The organism is Petrotoga mobilis SJ95, assembly GCF_000018605.1.
Lineage (GTDB): Bacteria > Thermotogota > Thermotogae > Petrotogales > Petrotogaceae > Petrotoga > Petrotoga mobilis.
In genome coordinates this window covers 425756-443641 of the sequence record NC_010003.1, presented here as the reverse complement: position 1 = coordinate 443641, position 17886 = coordinate 425756, and the positions used below count along the sequence as shown (strand labels likewise).

Sequence of the window (17886 nt, the reverse complement as noted above, 5' to 3'; positions counted from 1 at the left end):
TTTATTTAGCCATAAATCTATCTACTTGAACAGGAACAACAAATGCATTAGAATACGTTTTCATTCTAATGAATCCTTTGTCACTACCGGCACTATAACGTATTAATCCTTCACAGAAATCACCGAAATCGTAAAATTTCTTAATTTCTTTCAATTCATCATCGTTGTTCAAATGAGCAATAAACCAATTTTGGGTATTTTTCAATATATTAGAGCTTATCGAACTTACCTCTTGTGTAGCATAAAGCATACCAATATTTAGTTTAGCACCTTCTTTTGCAATTCTATTATAAATTTGACTTAAATCCTTATCGTCTTTTTTTGGAAAAAGATTGTGCGCTTCCTCAAAATAAAATTGAATAAAATTATTTGGTTGGTTATTCACAAAATGTCCCATAGCATCAATAAAAATTTTCTTACAAATTCTTTCTGAATAAGTACGTTGAATTACGGGATTTCCCTGGGATAAGTCGATAATTACTATTCCTCCGCTTCTTAGACTAGAAAGGATATCCTGTTCAAAAGAATTATCTATAGTAATAGTATGATATGGTTTTAAAGGGACTAATTTTCTATAACCTGTAATATTCTCGTTCCCAGATAAATTTCTTCTCTTTGTTAAAAAAACTAATAAAGCTTTTAATTCTTCATCTATCCAGTCGTGTCCATTCTTTTGTTTATAATTTTGAAAAAATTCACAATTGCTATTTTCAGCAACCCATGTAAACCAGGCAATAGCGTCATCAGTGGTTATGCCTTTACTTGGGTCAATAATCTTACCTTGTTTAATTTTATCATTAATTTCAGCATTACCTTTAAATGTGATTTTGAAGTTTTTAGGAACCTTAAATCCTGCTGCATATAAACAGCATTGATATGCAGCAATCTTTCTTTGCCATCTTATATATGCAGAGCTATAAGTATCCTCTAATTCCGGTTTTGATAAATCAACAGCTAAAAAGCTTTTAATATAATCCCCGCTTTCCTCTGCAAGAAGATTATGTATAAGCTCAAATCCTGTTTCAATTTCATCATAAAAATTTACTTTTAGGACTTTAAAGCCTGGCTTTTCAAGAACACTATATCGCTTTGTAATGTTTGAATATTTTTCAAATATTGCAGTTCCTTCATCCTGAAGATTTGCATTTGCATATTCACCATTAATATCAAAAATTATTTGACCAACTTTATACTTTGGTAAACCTGAATCATCAAATTGCTTTAAATTATCTTCTACATTATCAACACTTCCTTCACAAACCTTTTCAGCTTTATTACTAATTTTAGTTGTAGCTTCGATAATTTTTTTCACTGTATTCGATTTACCAGTTCTTGTCATACCAAATAACGCAGTTCTTTTACCAAGAAAATCTTGTGGGTTTACATATACAGGCACTTCTGTTTGTTCTTCTTGAAATCTTATACTTGAACTATACCTGACCTTACCAATTCTTATATCTGTAGAACTACCTATAATAGAATTCCCATCTCTAAAATTAACAATTTGCTCAAGTACATCTCCTAAGGGCTTATAAGCAACATAATTGTGAGCACTGTAAAAATTCTCAACATCTGCTCCAAATAAAATTTGATCATGACTATTTTTAAAAAAAGTACCTAATATTCTACATTCTAATCCCGAAAAACTAAATGTGTATTTTGTAAAATCATCAAGTTGACTATTCTTACCTGATGTTTTCAAATTGTCTTTATAATATTCCACCATCGACGCAATAACATCATTATCAGTAGGTAGTTTAGAAGGACGAATAGCTCTCAATAAAAGGCATTCATCTATAGAATCGTTCTCGTTTTCATAGAATGCCAATATAAACGTTCCTTGTGGTATGCCTCCAGCCTTTTGTTTCCATGCATCAGCGATAAGAAGATAGGCCTTATCATAATCCAAATAATAAGGACGCCCAATAAACAAGTCAGGCTTTTTTGCTTCGGCAAAAATATCAACGACCGCCATTTTCAAAATTTCCTGATTGAATCCCATTAAAAAATTCCCCCTTTCTTATATTAGCATTAAATGATGGTTCCTCAAATCTTATTATAGATTGATAACCATATTCCTCATTAGCTTCAATGCTGATCCATTTTCTTTTTAGTTTCTCAGCGCAAAATCCGGTAGTATTACTTCCGCCAAAAGGGTCTAAAACAAGATCTCCTTCATCCGTTAAGAATTCAATAAAAAAACTTGCTAATTCTAATGGCATCCTTGCTGGATGAGGTATAATATTTCTCTTCTTACATGTTTTTGTAAAATAATCATTAGATTTTGTATTAGAAATACTTAACATGGAATAAGGAAGCCTTAATTCTTTTGTTTCATCAATTTGCTTAAGTTCTAGAACATTATGGGATATACTTCCTTTATTATCTTTCAAAAAACTTTTCTCGCTTATCACGTGTTCAGAAGGTCTTTTACCTGAATTGTATTTTCCTTTTTCAAGTAGTTTTTTCATGCTTTTACTATAAGGCCTTAAAATCTTTCTATTATCAGCTTTAGGATAATCTGTTTTAGACATCCACCATACATGTGTAAAACTATCAATAGCACGAATGCGTTCAATGGTAACCCATTGTGCCGGTGAAGGTAATCTTGCCGGATTATAACAAATAAATTCTTGACAAAGTCGTAGGTTTGCCTCTGGATTCTCCACAAATCTCATTAAAGATTTTAAATGCAACAGTGATTGTACAGGTCGATCTTTTTCCCATGCATTTCCCATTTCTATTACAATAGAACCGTTATCTGTTAAAGCTTCAGAAAACAGCGGTGCCAGATTTGTAATCCAGTTTAAATAATCTTCTCCAACTAAATTTCCATATTGTTTTTTATTATTTAATGGAAAGGGCGGCGAAGTTAAAATCAATTGGACTTTCCCTTTAAGTTTTAATCTTTTAATTTCTGACTCACATTTACCAATATAGTACTTCCCGTAATCGGTTTTATATAAAAGTTTACGCACTAGAAATCACTCTTTCTATAATTATCAAATTTATACACTCTAAGCCTTGTATTTTTTGGTTTCTCCAAATCATTTGATATCGCTCAACCCACCACACGCACAGTTCCTTTGATCCAGGCTTGCTCACATAAGGCCTGCACTCTGTGCAGAGATATATTCCAGAGATATATTCCACCATTTCTCCGCAGCTTGTTTCTTTATCACATAATCCATTTACTGAAACCTCACGTGGCAAATTTATCCAACTTTTATTATATGTGAAGGAACGAATAAAAGCAATATTTTTGCAGAAAAATTTACAAACAGAACGAAAAAAGTGACATCCACGGCTTTATTCTTCAGTGTGCGGGATGATTTTATTGTCCTTATACCTCCACGCTCACTCCCATCTCAGTCTTAAACTCCACAGTGAGTCCAATGTTTACTTGAACAATCACACACATAAAAATATGTCTCTTCCAGTTAACTTCGCCGCCAAAAAGCGCATTATCAGTTGATGGCAAATCACAGGAAAACCCTGTATTCAAACCCTTTTTCAACTCTACTATTTATCTATCCTCGTCATCAATACTACTGACTCAACGTGGTCAGTGTGAGGAAACATATCTACCAGATGAAAATCTGAGATTGTGTAGAGATCGGATAATTCTTTCAAATTGGGTATTAGGGTTTTAGGGTTGCATGAGATATAAATAATTTTATTAAATTGCTGGGTTTTTATGAATTTTATAAGATTTGGATGTAACCCAGCCCTTGGTGGGTCCACCACTATATAATCAGGTTTTTCGGTGCTGCTTTGTTGCTTAACAAAATCTTTTACATCTTTATTTACGAATTCTACGTTGTTGATATTATTTAATATGGCATTTTGCTTAGCTGCCTCTACTGCTTCTTTTATAATTTCTATTCCATAGACTTTTTTCGCTTTATTTGCGAGTAATAGGGATATTGTGCCCGTTCCAGAATAAAAGTCATATACAACATCTGAATTTTCTGCATAAGATAACGCAGTTTGGTATAAAACCTCTGTTCCTTTTGTGTTTGTTTGAAAGAAAGAGAAAGGACCTATTTTGAAAGTTAAATCTAAAATTTTTTCGTAAAAATAGTCTCTGCCGTATAATATTTCCATTTCATCCGCTTTTACAACGTTGGCTTTAGATTCAGTTTTGCTTTGAATTATGGAAACTATATTTCCTTTTAAGTTAGTATTCAACATTTCTTCTTTCCATGTTTCTACTTCTTGATAGTAAGTATTATCTAAGGAAGTTACCAAGTTTAAAAGTATTTCCCCAGTTTTTAATCCTTTTCTGATTCCCAAATTTCTAAGAAAACCTGAGTGGTTCTTGTAATTTCTAAAAGGTATGTTCTTTTTTAAGAAAAATTCTCTTGTTTTTATAACGATATTGTTGAAGTCATAATCCACTAGTTTACAGTCTTTTGTGTAATAGACGTCGAACTTCTTACCTTTTCCTCTTAACCCCAAAACAAGAGGGCCATCTTTGTATTCGTTGCCAAAAGAGTATTCCATTTTGTTTCTGTATTCATATATATCTACAGAAGGAGTAATACCATGATAATTATTAGGTTTTATTTGATATTGATCAAAGAGTGAAAGAACGTTTTTCTCTTTTATTTTTAGTTGTTCTTCGTAATTTATATGCAATTTACTACATCCACCACATTTCTTGAAGACAGAACATATCTGCATTTTATAGCTCCTTTTTCGATAATCAAAAAAATACCCCCGAACAGTTCAATTTTAACACTTTTCGGGGGAAATAGTTAGTTTTTTACTTTAACCTTATTTTAAGAAGAGGGCTAATAACTAATTATACTTTCTTCCATGCCTGCCATTGGGTCTAAATATTTTGTTAAATCATCTTCGGTTCCTGAAACTGCTTCAAAACCGTCGTATGAATCAACTTCCCCAGTATCGGGATACCATGAATCGTTCCAGCCTTCTAAACCTGATAAATTGGGTATTTCATACTCATATGAATCTGCACTTCCCAACCAACCAGAGGATAATATTATCGTCCAGCTTATAGTCCAATCATTATTTTCTAAATATGTATCATAAAATCTCAATTCATGGCCATCGATTTGGGGATCATACTGATTCCATGTGAATGTATTGTCTGAAAAGGCAGGTTTTTCCCAGGTACTAGAAGGAAGGGTGTCCAAAATTTCAATATCAGACGGATAGTTTGTAAATTTTGTAAATAATCTATAAACTGAATTTTCAGAATCGTCATGTTTTAAAATTAAAGTATATAAGTCATCTGAGCTTGCAAGAGATTGAGGGATTTTTAGGTAAGAACCATCTGTGAACGAAGGGAATGCATCGGTTGTTCCGCCCACTAACAATTCACCCCATGCATAGGCATCTTCTATGGTGGTTGTAACAATGTATGTTGTTAAGTCTGCAAAGTCAGACCATGAAATATCTTTGTTTTCGGTACCAGCTGCTATCGATCTATCTCTTTCTATATATATTTTTGAAAAATCTTCCCCTTGTTCTCCTGCTAAAATTACCAAATCATAGGTGCCAGGAATAGCTTGTAAGGGGAATATTAAATCACCCTCCGTATCAAACCATGGGATTCCATGACCAATACCGTAAAAGATGTTAGCCCTTTTCCCTATAAACTCACTTCCAAAATTCAAATTTAATGTAGAATCAAAAGTATCTGGCCAATACCCAAAGGTTATTGGTACTTCTTTTCCTTCTGTGGTGTTGAGATTCATTACTTGAATGTCATAGTTAAATTCCTCATTCCAAGGGTCATACCATTCGTTGACAGCATAGATGCTAAAATTTCCATCAGCTGATTCAGGGGTAAAAGTGTACACGCCGTTGGTTGAACTTAGTTTTGTCCAGGTTCCATCTTTCCCATCTTGATAAGCTAAAAACTCCACGCTTTCTCGAGCAAGTCCAATAAACGTGTTTATAACTACTTGATTGGTTATTTCATCTCCGTTGCCATCTCCATCGATTGGTAAAGTTGCGCAACTTACAAAGAGCAAACCGATCGCTAAGATCATAAAGAACATGCTTAATTTCCTCATTTAAAATCCTCTCCTTTTATAAAAAGTTGTTTATTAGATTTTAGTAAAGAGATCTAAAAAAAATCTAAAACAACTTTTTTGGAGAGGATTAATAAATTTGGAACTCTTTGACAAAGTAACTTATTTCTTTTGAATTAAAAGCTGTTCCTAACTCTTTTTTGTACAACTCGTTGATATATTTGTAATAATCCAAAGCCTTTTTTCTTTCACCTTTTTTCAGTAGAAGATTGATGTACTCAATGTTCATTTCGTCGGCGAAAGGTTCGATCCGTAAGTATTCGTCTAAATAATTTTCTGCCATTTCAATGTCTTTCTCTTTTTCTAAAGAATACAAAATAGCAAGTATTGACAGATAAGATTTTTCAGCATCTTCTATCTTTGGGATTGCCCAATCGTCGTAAATATTAGATGGTAAAAGGCCATAGGAATAGAGTTTCTTAGCCTTTAAATAATGTTCTTTAGCTTTTAAGTATTGCTTGTTTTTAAATGATTTATTTCCTTCTTCAAAATGGAGGATAAAATCTTCGTAATCCAAGTAATAAACCTTGTTTACATTGAATTTGTAATTTTTATTTTTTTGAAGTATGTATTCCTCAACCAAACCAAACTCTTGAAATCTCTTTCGTATGTCGTGAAGTGCTACGTATAAACTTTGACGACTTTTTTCAAAAGGTAAATTTGGCCAGAAATTTTCAATTATGAGATCTTGAATAATCCATTGATCATAATTCAAAGTTAAAAATTTAAAAAGTTCTAACGCTTTTTGATTTCTCACCTTTCTCATAGTTAAAACCTTATCGCCACATACCAATCTAAATTCACCAAAGAGATAGATTTTTGGGTATAAAGCTTTTTTTGATTCAAGATAAGAGATTTCTGGTGAGGCTTCGAATCTCAATTTAAATGAAGCATCTAAGGAAGGAATTTTCACACCTGAATTAATTTTTATAAGATCTTCAATTGAGCTCGTTATTTCGGGATATTTTTGTAGAATAAACTGGTAATTGTTGTCTGATAATAACTCGTTAAATGTTTTTAAATCTTCATTATAAGAAGACAAATTAAATGATTTACTTAAAAATAATTTTAAGAGTAACGCTTCAGTTAGTATTAATTTTGCTTTCCCTTCTGTGGCTATCTGAATAATTTTTCCAATGTGTGATAGTGCTTTTTCGAATTGTTTTAAATGGATCAATAATCGAACTTTTTGTAGTTCAAAGTTCAATATCTGATATTCATTGAAAATAGTTTTAGCAATTTTGATTGCCTTTTCAACTGTTGAAAAAGACTCTTTAAGTTCATCTTTTTTTAAAAGATACAGTGATTGGACGAAGTAATAATTTGCTTGTAGAAATTTTGATCTTGAAGAATAATTTTCAGCTTCCATTAAACTTTTTTGAGCAGAGTTTAATTCGTTTTTTTCTACTTCTAGTTTAGCTTGCAAGATTTTTAGAACGGGTAGGTAGGCGATGTTTTTAGTTTCTAAGTAGATATTTTCAAAAGCTTTGAGATGCTCTTTAGCTTTGTCATATTTTTGCGTTTCAATATAAAAATCGGTAAGATTCGCATTTAAAAGTGCTTTTCCATATAGATCTTTTGAATCCTCAAAGCTTTTTAAGGATTTAACGAAGTATTTTTCCGCACTTTCTAAATTTCCTTCGATTAGAAAAATATTGTAAGCAAGGTTGTTGAGAAGCCAGGGTTTCATTTCTGTATAATTGAATCTTTCACATAATTCCATAGCCTTGTTTAAATACAGTTTCCCTTCATCTAATTTTGAAAGATAAGAATAACTGGTTCCCAATAAATTGTACAAGGAAGTTAAGCTCTGGTAGTTTTCATTTGGTATACTTTTTAGCAATTCATTTCCCATTTCGATGACCTTTTCATATTTTTCCTGATGCCAGTAAATTCCTATTATTTGTGTATCTATATTCTCAAGAATACTTTTATTGGAAATTTTATGGATATTATCTTTTACAAGCCTATAATCTGAAAGAGCTTCATCAAACATGGAATATTTCTCTTCTATAACGCCGCGGTAATAGTACAATTCAATGTTGTTGCTGAAAAAAGAGGTGGGTATTAAATCTAACCATTTTTTGATGATTGAAAAATCTTTTATCAATAGCTCAGAATGGTTGAGAAAGAAGTCATAGACTTTTTCTAAATCTTTCATATTCAGTAAGCAATGAAATTGTCCATAGTAATCTTGCTCTTTTTGATATATGTTAAAAAGTGTCTGGTATATCTGGATTTTTTCTCTCTCTCCAATGCCTTTGGAGATTGTTCGACGGAATATTTCATTCATATAGTAGTAATGCGGATCTTTTTTTTCTATCATGTTTAAATCGTATAACTTTTCAAAAGACTCGTGAATTTTTTCATCGCTTTTGAGATTGAAATATGCTTTACAAATCTTTGGCTCAATTTCATTCATTAAGCTGAAAACTTTCAAATACTCTCTTAAATCTTCTGATAAGGCTTCAGTTAGTAAGTTTATATATTCATCTATTTTTTTTGCTGAATCTATAAGGGCATCATATTTTTTTAGGTCTATTGTCTCTATGTATGTGGATAAAATGTTAATAAAAGTGGGTATCCCATCGGTCAATTGGTATAACTCTAACAAGTTGTCTTCTGACAAGTTAATTTTTTTTGTGCTGATATAATTTTTAAGTTCATCAAAAGAAAATTTTAGTTCCTCTTCTTGAATAGTGTAAACATTATTTGCCATAGCAAATTTTGTTAAAGGGATTGGAAACTCTTGGTTAGTAGTAAAAAGAAAATGAACGTTTTGGGGTATGAAATTTAATAACAATTTAAGAAGATTTTCATTTTTCCCTTCAAAAACAACATTTTCGAAGGAATCAACAAATATAAATATTTCTTTCGTATAACTTGAAAAACCGTTTAATAGTTCAACAACCTTTTCTTCTTCAGTAAAAAAAGAAATAGTATTTTGTGAATTATCTTCAAATATTTTCAGATTTATTGTTTTGAACAAAATATAGATTAGATGATTGAGGAAGGTGTCAAAATCAAAGTAATTCTGTGGGCAGCTAATCCATACTTTTTGTTCATTCAATGTATTAAAATACATACTAAAAGTAATGCTCTTACCGTATCCCGAAGGAGCTTTTATTAGAATGTAGTTTTTACTTTTATTATTGATCAAAGAATTTAGTAACTTCTCTCTATATTGATGATATGGTTTTATTAAGAGAGGCTTAAAAACCGGTTCTAATATTTTCATATTAATCAGCACCTTTGAATAAACAACACGGGAAAAATTATAATATATCCATTATTAATACGATATTGTTGATACCATTGATGGTAGTATTTCCAAAGATATAGATAGAGTTTTGATTTTCGGGCTTTGATATACTTATTATTTCAAAATCAGAATCGAGTGTGTACGTGTTTATTTTTTCGACTTTTTCTTCTTCAAAATTTATTTCGTATATTATTCCGACTTTTTTCCCATTTTCTATACTATAACCATATGCTAGGTATTTTTCATCTATTGTAGTAAAGCCTAAAAATTTGTTCGATCCATCTAATGAAAATTCAAAAGAATCTCCAAATCCATTTAATTCGTCTACCTCTAAAATTCCGTAACTCATAGGTGTTGAAGAAGTTTCAAATAATACGTAGTATTTTCTACCTTCTTTTATAACCCCTACGGGGATGTTGTCGTTGGAATCTCCGTATACGTTTGACCATTTCATATTTCCATAGTAGTCAATTTTTAAAACGTATACATCAAAACCACCTGCACCAAAAGATCTTGTGGCACCAAAAACCATAAAACCTTGATCTTGAGAGTTTTTTATATCCAAAGCAATCTCTACATCGTTGCCACCAAAGTTATTAGTCCAGATTCTAGTTCCATCGTTTAAATACTTTGAAACGAATATATCTGATAATTTTTTGTTGATGAATAAATTTCCAGTGACTGCGTAACTATTTTCGTCAATGTTTGTAATACTTATACCGCTGTCTCTACCAATATCCCCGTAATCTATTTGGTAATTAACGCTGCCATCTTCAGTCAAAGAGACAATGTAAGCATTACCGTTTAAGCCGTAAGAGAGTGTATCACCAACGTAGATTATGTTTTTAGAGTTATCGGTAGAGTCTTTGGTAATAATAGCATCTCTAAAAAAGTCTGTATTTTGTGCATATAACGACGTTTCGTTTAAAATATTTCCATATGGATCCATTTTCCATGTTTTTGCATCCCAATTGTCATTTTTGCCTTCATAACCATATAGGTAAAAGTTTTCTCCATCGTACAAACTTCCGTAGATATATTCATCAAAACTTTTAGAGAATATTTTAGTTAGTTCTGTCGCTTCAGCCGTTGATGGCGTAGGTTCAACAGTTATATCAACAGGAGTAGAAGGTGCCGTAATATCTTCTTCTTCTAATGGTTCTGGTATTGTGATTTGAGTAGGTTCGGGCGTTGTCTCCGTTGCCTGAGGTGTTGATGGAGTAGGTTCAACGGTTATATCAATAGGAGTAGAAGGGGTCGTAATAACTTCTTCTACTGGCTCAGGTACTGTGATTTGAGTAGGTTCGGCTGTTATCTCCGTAGCCTGGGGCGTTGATGGCGTAGGTTCAACGGTTACATCAATAGGAGTAGAAGGAACGGTAATAGTTTCTTCTACTGGCTCTGGTACCGTGATTTGTGTGGGTTCAGGCGTTATTTCCGTTACCTGGGGCGTAATGGGGGTAGCTTGGACAGTTACTGTTGATGGAGGTGCCACTATTTCTTCGATTGGTTGAGGTAAAGACATTTTTTCTTTGATGTATCGAGTAAAATAGTATTGAGAATCGAAATCATCATAAAATATTAAAAATCGAGTTAAAAAGTCTTTTACCCCTACCATTAAACCTTTGTCGTATACTAAGGGTTCATTGATTATTTGGAATTTATTAATGGTTGAATAATTCCAGACTAAATTCCCTTCCAAATTGAAGGATTTAATACTTTCTCCTACTAATATGAATCTATCTTTGTTAACAGGGACAAAATAATTGAAATTTTCTTCATATGTGAAAGTTCTGATTAAATTTAATTCAGAATCATAAAAGTTAAGATTTTTTGAACCGGATAATAGAACTATTTTGTCGTAATATGTGTATATCTTTCTTTGATATCTTTGAGTTTCAATTTGAAAGTCGAGTTGTGACATTTTTTGCAGGTTGGTGTCTAAGAGTATAATGTTATTATTAGTCAATATGGGGAATAAAGTCATATTTTGAATTTCAAGATAGTCGAAATCGAAAGTTTTATCGTTAAAATCATAACTTTCAACGGCCTCAAAATTACTATTCATTTTAACAAATTTATCCTCAGTTAAAAGATAGATATATCCATCTTTTACTAAGGCTTTTTGAATATTGTTGAAATCGATTTGTTTTTGTATTTGGAAATCGTCGCTTATCGAAAAGATTTCATTTTCACTGTAAAAGATATTTTCTCCTGCTAAACCTTTAATCTTAACGTTTAATTGTGCCTTTTTTTCTAAAGAATGGTCAAGTACAAAAGTTTCGCTTTGAGTAACTAGAAAAACAGCGTTACTTGTCAAGAATCCATCTTCAATATTTTGTTCAAAATCAACCGTTTTTACTATAACTTTATTGGCATTCATTAATTCAACTTTGTTTTTCGATATGCCCAGGAAGTTATCATCTAAAGGAAGAATTTTATCAAACTCTTCAAATATGATAATATATGCATCCCCAGCACGTAAACTTCTTGTAGTAAATTTAGCGGTTTTACTGGAGTACACGTTTCCATCCTGATCAACTCCTTCTACTTTCCAGTAATAAGTTGTTTCAGGCTTTAAGACGTCTCCCGTATAAAAGTTTGAAAAAATATTTTCCAATTTCAAATCTTTTTCGTCTATATTGGCATCTTCAGAGATATAGATCTTATATCTAAGCTCTTTTCCTTCTGCGTCTATGGTTTGCCATCTAAAAGAAGTTCTTATATCGACGTTTTGGGCATTCTCTTGTGGGGAGAGAATATTTATATTCAAAGCAAAAGTAATAGTGGAAAATAAAATCACTACAAATATTATTAAATAATTTTTCATGTAGCACCTCTAAAAAATTTATTTTTGGTATGGAATTTACTGCAAAAAAGAGTTGGAAATCGAGTTAAGATTCTGTATGAATAAAGATAAAATTTTTGTGTTATGATCTTTGAATTTGACTGAAGTTATTTCTTCGGCTGTAGTTTGTATTCTAGACATGGACAAAAAAACTTTTAGAGCATCTTTAAAGTTATTTATTTTAAAATCTACTATCGAGTCGAAATCCATCAAATGTTCTTCGTAATTAGCAAATATTTGGGCAAAAGTAAAAGACATATCTTTGATTTCTTCCACATTTTCTTGAATAAAGTGCTCTAAGGGTAACGATTCTCCTAAGATTCGATCTTGGTAGAATCTTAAGAGTAATCTACCGAAAGCTAACCCATCACCGTCTTTCCAAAGAAACTGTGATATAGTTGTTGCTACCCTTTCCGATAGGCCGTAATTAAAGCCAGAAAGAAGTAGGCCGTTTGTGAGTAATTCAACACCATCTGGATATGACTTTGACTCTATTGAACTCTCTTTTAACCAGCTAATGAATGGACGTTCTATTCCTTTAGCTACCAGATGCTCCGACAAAGTAAAAGGGTCGATGTTGCCAAATTCGTCTATACTTTCAAATATTGAGTCAGAGATATTTTTATCTGTAAAATCTTCAAGTTTGGAGATGTAAAAATCTAATCTATCTAATTTATCTATTAGTAGAGTAAAACTTGATACGGATTCTCCTAATAATATCTCTTTCACTTTTTCTACTCTACCTTGGGATAATTCGAACAATACTTTGAAATTAACAGCAGCTTCGTGAAAGTCAGAATTCAAATTTAAAATTTCAAAATATTTTTCCACTTGTTCTTCGTCTTCTATTATTACATAGAGTTTTAATAAAGTTAAAACAATAAGGTCTTTATTTTCTTCTGAAGCTAATTTTAAAGCTTTTTCCTCTGTTTCAATTGCTTGTAAGTATCTTCCCATGTTTTTATATTCCAAAGCTAATTCGTGAAGTATATAATCTGTTTCATTCAAAGAGGCGGCTTTTTCTAAAGCTTTTATTGATTCGTTGTGGTTTCCTAATCTAGCCAATGAATGAGCATCGTTATAATAAATTTCATATCTATTGCTATCTATTTCTAAAGCTTTTTGGTGGACTTTGTGTGCATCTTTATAGCGTTGAAGCATATTCAGAGCAACACCCAATCTTTCATAGGCAGGAACGAATTTTTCATCAATTTCTATGCATTTTTGTAGAAGGGGTATAGCTTCTTCAAATCTGCCATTTTCCATGTATACATCTGCCATTTTCAGAAACCCTAACGTAAAGTCCTTTTCAAGTTCGACGGATTTAGAATAATATTCTATTGCTTCGTCGTATACATTTCTTTCATACATAAGATTACCGAGTTCATAATAACCATATGCAAAATTTGGCTTTTCTTTTATTGATTGTTTTAAATGTAACTCTGCCAGTTCAAGATTTCCTAATTTTTTGTAGTATAATCCAGTATAAAAATGCAATCGATAATCGGGGTAAGTTTTACCTGCCTTATCTAAAAATTCCTTAGCCTTTTCAAAATCTGAATCGTTGAGGGATTTTTTAAAAGCTTCATAATAATAATAAACCAAGTAAGATAAGTAATATCGATTGTTTTTATCTATATCAATTTGAGCTTCTAATCCTCTAATAATTATGTCCAAAGGTATTTTATTGGTTTTTCTTGCTTTTTGAAAATCTTCCACTAAAATAGGTAATTTTACAGGGAGATTATTCAACTTTGCATAATTGGGATCAATATTCAGGTAAACTATAGCATATTTTACTTCTTTCAAAAGAAACGCACCTCTTCATACTTTTTTAAACTAATTGAAAGCCTTATATTTGAAGGCAAAAAAAAGAGAACCACAAACGGCACCTAAATAACTTGCAACCATGTCTAAATGGCTATATGTATGATAAATACTGAATTTTTGAAAATATTCTGTTAGTAAGGGAACTAAAAGAAAAAAAATCAAAAAAAGTATAAAATAAGATCTTTTACTTTTTTTGAAAAAAGCCATAAAGAAAAAATCGGCACCCAAAAAATACGAAACAAAATGAACTATTTTGTCTTCTCCTTTGAAACTACTATAATTAATTATGGGTTTGGAAACCGATAGATATATAATAAAAACTATGTATAAAAGGAATAAAGCTTTCCAAAACATATCTTTTATTTTAGTTATATCTTTATTTTTATCATCCATTTGATTACCTTTCTCTAATTTTATTTATAACTTATAAACCTGGGGATGCTGCCCCAGGTTTGACAAATTTTTTTTAACTCTATTTTTCATTCCATTCTAAATGTTTCGGTTCTATCATGATCTTCAATTATATGTTTATATCTAGCGTAGGCAGCTTTAGCCATTTTTTCTAAAATGCTTGGAAGATCACTATCAGTCCAATCTTCAACTAAAAAATTCATCAGTTCTTTTTTTAATTTAAAATAAGGCTCTTTATCTGGATCGAATTCTATATAACTTTCTATAAGTTTTCTATCTAAGTTATCTTCTCCATAAATGTTTTCTAGTAACTTGCTTACACTTTCTGAAAAAAGACTGGGGATCTCTTGGAATTTTTTGGTAAGGTCTAATTTGTTTTGATATAAAGGTTTTATTTCATTGTAGTACTTTATAAACGATTTCACTGGGGATCCCTCCTTTCTAGTGCTTTAATTAGTTAAAGAATATGTTGAACTGCTAAAAAATTCATCTTTAAAAAATTTAAATTCGTCATTTTCTATAGCTTCTCTCATTTTCTCTACCAGAGAAATGTTGAATCGCAGATTGTGAATGCTTAAAAGGATTTTCCCGAGTACCTCATCTTTTTTAAAAAGATGGTGTATGTAACCACGTGAATGATTTTTACATGTATAACAATCACATTTTTCATCAATAGGTTTTTGATCAAATTTAACCTCTGAGGATTTTAAGTTTAGTTTTCCTTTCCAGGTTAATGCTGTTCCGTGTCTTCCCATTCTTGTTGGTAAGACGCAATCGAACATATCCAAACCGTTTTCTACAGATAAAAACATCATGGTGGGAGAACCTATCCCCATTATGTATCTTGGTTTGTTTTCAGGTAATTTATTTCCAAAAGCTTTTAAAATCTTTTCAGAATCTTGGTATTTTTCTCCTACGGCTAATCCTCCTAAGGCATAACCATCGAAATCTAAAGAGGTTATCTGAGACAAACTGAGATTTCTTAAATCTTCAAAGAGGCCTCCTTGAACTATACCGAATAATGCCTGTCCGTTGCTATTATGATATCGTTTGGATCTTAAAGCCCAATTAAAAGTTTTTTGCACACTATCTTTTACAGCATCGTACCCAGACAAGGAGTTTATACATACATCTAAAACCATTGCAATATCTGATCCAATTACTTTTTGTATATCCAAAGATTTCTCGGGAGTTAACTCTATTTGAGAACCATCCAGTGGAGATTTGAAAATTACTTTTTCATCAGTTAATCTAGTGTTTGGTAAGGAAAATACCTGAAACCCTCCGCTATCTGTCAAAATCGGCTTCTCCCAGTTCATGAAGTTATGAAGACCTTGAAAATGCTCAAGAACCTCTAAGCCTGGTCTTAAGTAAAGATGAAAAGCATTAGCTAATATTATCTCAGTATTGATATCGTTTAATAACGAGTTAGTTAAAGTTTTTACGGTTGCATTCGTACCTACAGGCATAAAAACTGGTGTTTCAATAGTGCCATGTTTTGTGACGATTCGCCCACGCCTAGCCCCAGTGTATCTATCAATATGAATTAATTCAAATTTTATAGGTGAATCATCCATTAATTTTTTATTTCCTCCTTCAAATCCTTTAACAAGGAATCCGCTTCATTCTTGAACTCTATTGTATCATTTAAAAGGTTTTGTCTTACTTTTTCCTCTTTTATTTTTTCTAAATTTGCTTCAACAGAAATAATGGCGGAATTCAACGTTGCCCATGCTAAATAACAAGTGATTTTTGCTTCTGGTTTTAGTACGGGGTTGCCATATTTGTACAAGGTAAAGCAATTTTTTAGAATGTTATAAGATGATTTTGCCATGTTGAAAGAAAATATGGCGGCACCTGTTAAAGATTTGTCCTTATCTTTTCCTTCCATGACATTCTGGATCCTTTCTGAATATTTAGAAGACTCTTCAGCGTATTCCATAAGTTTTTCTTTGATGTCTATAAGATTTTCTAAAGCTACTTCTAGCGTATTTTCATAATCCTTGTCATTTTCATTGGAGATAGTGTAATTTGCAACCATGTAACCCAGTGCAGACGCTAAAGCCCCTACTAAAGCTGTGACAGTTTCTCCAGCCGAAGCTGGATCTGTGGATGAAATTTTATTTAAAATTTCCTCAAAAGTCATATTTTTATACATTCATCCACCTCCTATCTCAAAAAAATTGAAGTATCTGTACTTTTATTATACCATACTTTTAGGATTGTTAAGTGTGAAAGAAAATCAAAATGAGTTCAGCGAAGCGGAGGGTACTAACTAAATTAGTGAAAAAAGACTCTAGTTTCAATTAGTAGCAAAGAATTGATCGAAAGCATAAGAAGTGATTAAATTACCAAGAAATCTTTTGGATACCTATTTAATACTTCACAACCATTATCAGTCACCAAAACCAGATCTTCTATTCTTACTCCGCCGACACCAGGTAAATAGATTCCCGGTTCTATTGAAAAGATCATGCCAGGTGTTAGAATTTCTTCGCTATTTGAAGATATGTAAGGTTTTTCATGAATCTCTATCCCTACACCATGCCCTGTTCGATGAGTAAAGTACTTTCCATATCCTTTGCTTTCTATATAATTACGCGAGGTAGCATCAATTTCAGACGCCTTAAGGCCAGGTTTTATTTTTTCAATAGCTTTTAAATTGGCTTCTAAAACTATATGATAAATATTTTTCAAGGTTTCAATAGGTTTGCCAAAAAAGACTGTTCTTGTCATATCTGAACAATAATAATTTTTTATGCAACCCATGTCTAGTAATACGACATCTCCATCTTTTAACTTTGCATTAGTAGGCATATGATGAGGATTAGCAGTATTCTGACCGTATCCTACTATAGGTTCAAAAGAAACTCCATCGGCTCCTTCTCTTTCGAAAATATTTTTGATGGCTTTGGCTAAGTATTTTTCTGGAAGCATCTCTGATACTAGGTCTATAACCTTTTCCATAGCTGAGTCATTTAATAAAGAAGAAGACCTCATTAACGCTATTTCATCAACATCTTTTACCATCCTTAATTCACTAATTATTGGAGAAAGCTGTTTTAAAGATAAATCTTTAATAATATCCATTAAACCTAAAAGAAAACGGGTTTCCCAACTTCCATCTATGCCTATAGGTTTATCTTTTTCAATAAGAGAAGATAAAATTTTAAGGGGATCTTCTGAATCAGAATATTTGATTAAATTTTCTTCTTCAACAGTATTTACCGGGAACAATTCGTTGACTAGCAATTTAACTTCGCCAGAAGTATTTACGAATAATACCAACAATCTTTCACCGGGTTCAAACCACTCATTCAGAAAATAGTAAAGAGAAGGTGGTGAGGATATTATTGCCTGATAAATATTATTTTTTGCCATCTTATTGAGAAGTTTTTCTATTCTATCTTTACGCAACCTTCAAAGCGCCTCCCATGAATAGTGTCTAATTTCATTCGATTTTATATTCA

General features: G+C 31.8%; 12 protein-coding genes. All 12 read right to left on the bottom strand.

Features of this window, described 5'->3' with window-relative positions:
- Position 1: 1 nt before the first annotated feature.
- Entirely contained in the window at positions 2–2002 is a 2001-nt protein-coding gene (locus tag PMOB_RS02105) for an ATP-binding protein (protein ID WP_041534017.1), read from the bottom strand.
- Positions 1962–2978 carry a DNA-methyltransferase gene (locus PMOB_RS02100; RefSeq protein ID WP_012208256.1) on the bottom strand — a complete coding sequence of 339 codons (1017 nt, stop codon included), beginning with the start codon at positions 2976–2978 and terminating at the stop codon, positions 1962–1964. The genes PMOB_RS02105 and PMOB_RS02100 overlap by 41 nt, the downstream gene beginning before the upstream one ends.
- 544 nt (positions 2979–3522) lie before the next feature.
- The gene (rlmD, locus tag PMOB_RS02095; protein WP_012208255.1) at positions 3523–4686 is read right to left on the bottom strand and encodes a 23S rRNA (uracil(1939)-C(5))-methyltransferase RlmD; all 1164 of its coding nucleotides are present in this window, start codon (positions 4684–4686) and stop codon (positions 3523–3525) included.
- 110 nt (positions 4687–4796) lie between these two features.
- Positions 4797–6047: a hypothetical protein gene (locus PMOB_RS02090; RefSeq protein WP_012208254.1), complete on the bottom strand. Its 1251-nt coding sequence runs from the start codon at positions 6045–6047 to the stop codon at positions 4797–4799.
- Positions 6048–6135: 88 nt separating this feature from the next.
- Positions 6136–9303, bottom strand: a complete 3168-nt coding sequence (locus PMOB_RS02085; RefSeq protein ID WP_012208253.1) for a hypothetical protein — start codon at positions 9301–9303, stop codon at positions 6136–6138.
- Positions 9304–9340: 37 nt separating this feature from the next.
- Complete coding sequence (locus PMOB_RS02080; protein WP_012208252.1) at positions 9341–12157, bottom strand: hypothetical protein; 2817 nt, start codon at positions 12155–12157, stop codon at positions 9341–9343.
- A 36-nt stretch (positions 12158–12193) separates the two neighbouring features.
- Positions 12194–13984 carry a tetratricopeptide repeat protein gene (locus PMOB_RS10145; protein WP_012208251.1) on the bottom strand — a complete coding sequence of 597 codons (1791 nt, stop codon included), beginning with the start codon at positions 13982–13984 and terminating at the stop codon, positions 12194–12196.
- Between the two features lie 30 nt (positions 13985–14014).
- Complete coding sequence (locus tag PMOB_RS02070) at positions 14015–14398, bottom strand: VanZ family protein (RefSeq protein ID WP_012208250.1); 384 nt, start codon at positions 14396–14398, stop codon at positions 14015–14017.
- Positions 14399–14484: 86 nt separating this feature from the next.
- A complete protein-coding gene (locus tag PMOB_RS02065; RefSeq protein ID WP_012208249.1) occupies positions 14485–14841 on the bottom strand; it encodes a hypothetical protein in 357 nt (118 codons plus the stop codon).
- Positions 14842–14865: 24 nt separating this feature from the next.
- Positions 14866–15993, bottom strand: coding sequence for a tRNA guanosine(34) transglycosylase Tgt (gene tgt, locus PMOB_RS02060; RefSeq protein ID WP_012208248.1), 1128 nt, complete (start codon positions 15991–15993; stop codon positions 14866–14868).
- Positions 15993–16574 carry a cyclodeaminase/cyclohydrolase family protein gene (locus tag PMOB_RS02055; protein ID WP_012208247.1) on the bottom strand — a complete coding sequence of 194 codons (582 nt, stop codon included), beginning with the start codon at positions 16572–16574 and terminating at the stop codon, positions 15993–15995. The genes tgt and PMOB_RS02055 overlap by 1 nt, the downstream gene beginning before the upstream one ends.
- Positions 16575–16759: 185 nt before the next feature.
- Entirely contained in the window at positions 16760–17833 is a 1074-nt protein-coding gene (locus tag PMOB_RS02050) for a M24 family metallopeptidase (RefSeq protein WP_012208246.1), read from the bottom strand.
- Positions 17834–17886 lie beyond the last annotated feature (53 nt).

Excerpts from the sequence above, each read along its gene's own strand:
- PMOB_RS02105 (WP_041534017.1), bottom strand. The coding sequence starts at position 2,002 with ATGGGATTCAATCAGGAAATTTTGAAAATGGCGGTCGTTGATATTTTT.
- rlmD (WP_012208255.1), bottom strand. The coding sequence starts at position 4,686 with ATGCAGATATGTTCTGTCTTCAAGAAATGTGGTGGATGTAGTAAATTG.
- PMOB_RS02090 (WP_012208254.1), bottom strand. The coding sequence starts at position 6,047 with ATGAGGAAATTAAGCATGTTCTTTATGATCTTAGCGATCGGTTTGCTC.
- PMOB_RS02085 (WP_012208253.1), bottom strand. The coding sequence starts at position 9,303 with ATGAAAATATTAGAACCGGTTTTTAAGCCTCTCTTAATAAAACCATAT.
- PMOB_RS02080 (WP_012208252.1), bottom strand. The coding sequence starts at position 12,157 with ATGAAAAATTATTTAATAATATTTGTAGTGATTTTATTTTCCACTATT.
- PMOB_RS02070 (WP_012208250.1), bottom strand. The coding sequence starts at position 14,398 with ATGGATGATAAAAATAAAGATATAACTAAAATAAAAGATATGTTTTGG.
- tgt (WP_012208248.1), bottom strand. The coding sequence starts at position 15,993 with ATGGATGATTCACCTATAAAATTTGAATTAATTCATATTGATAGATAC.
- PMOB_RS02055 (WP_012208247.1), bottom strand. The coding sequence starts at position 16,574 with ATGTATAAAAATATGACTTTTGAGGAAATTTTAAATAAAATTTCATCC.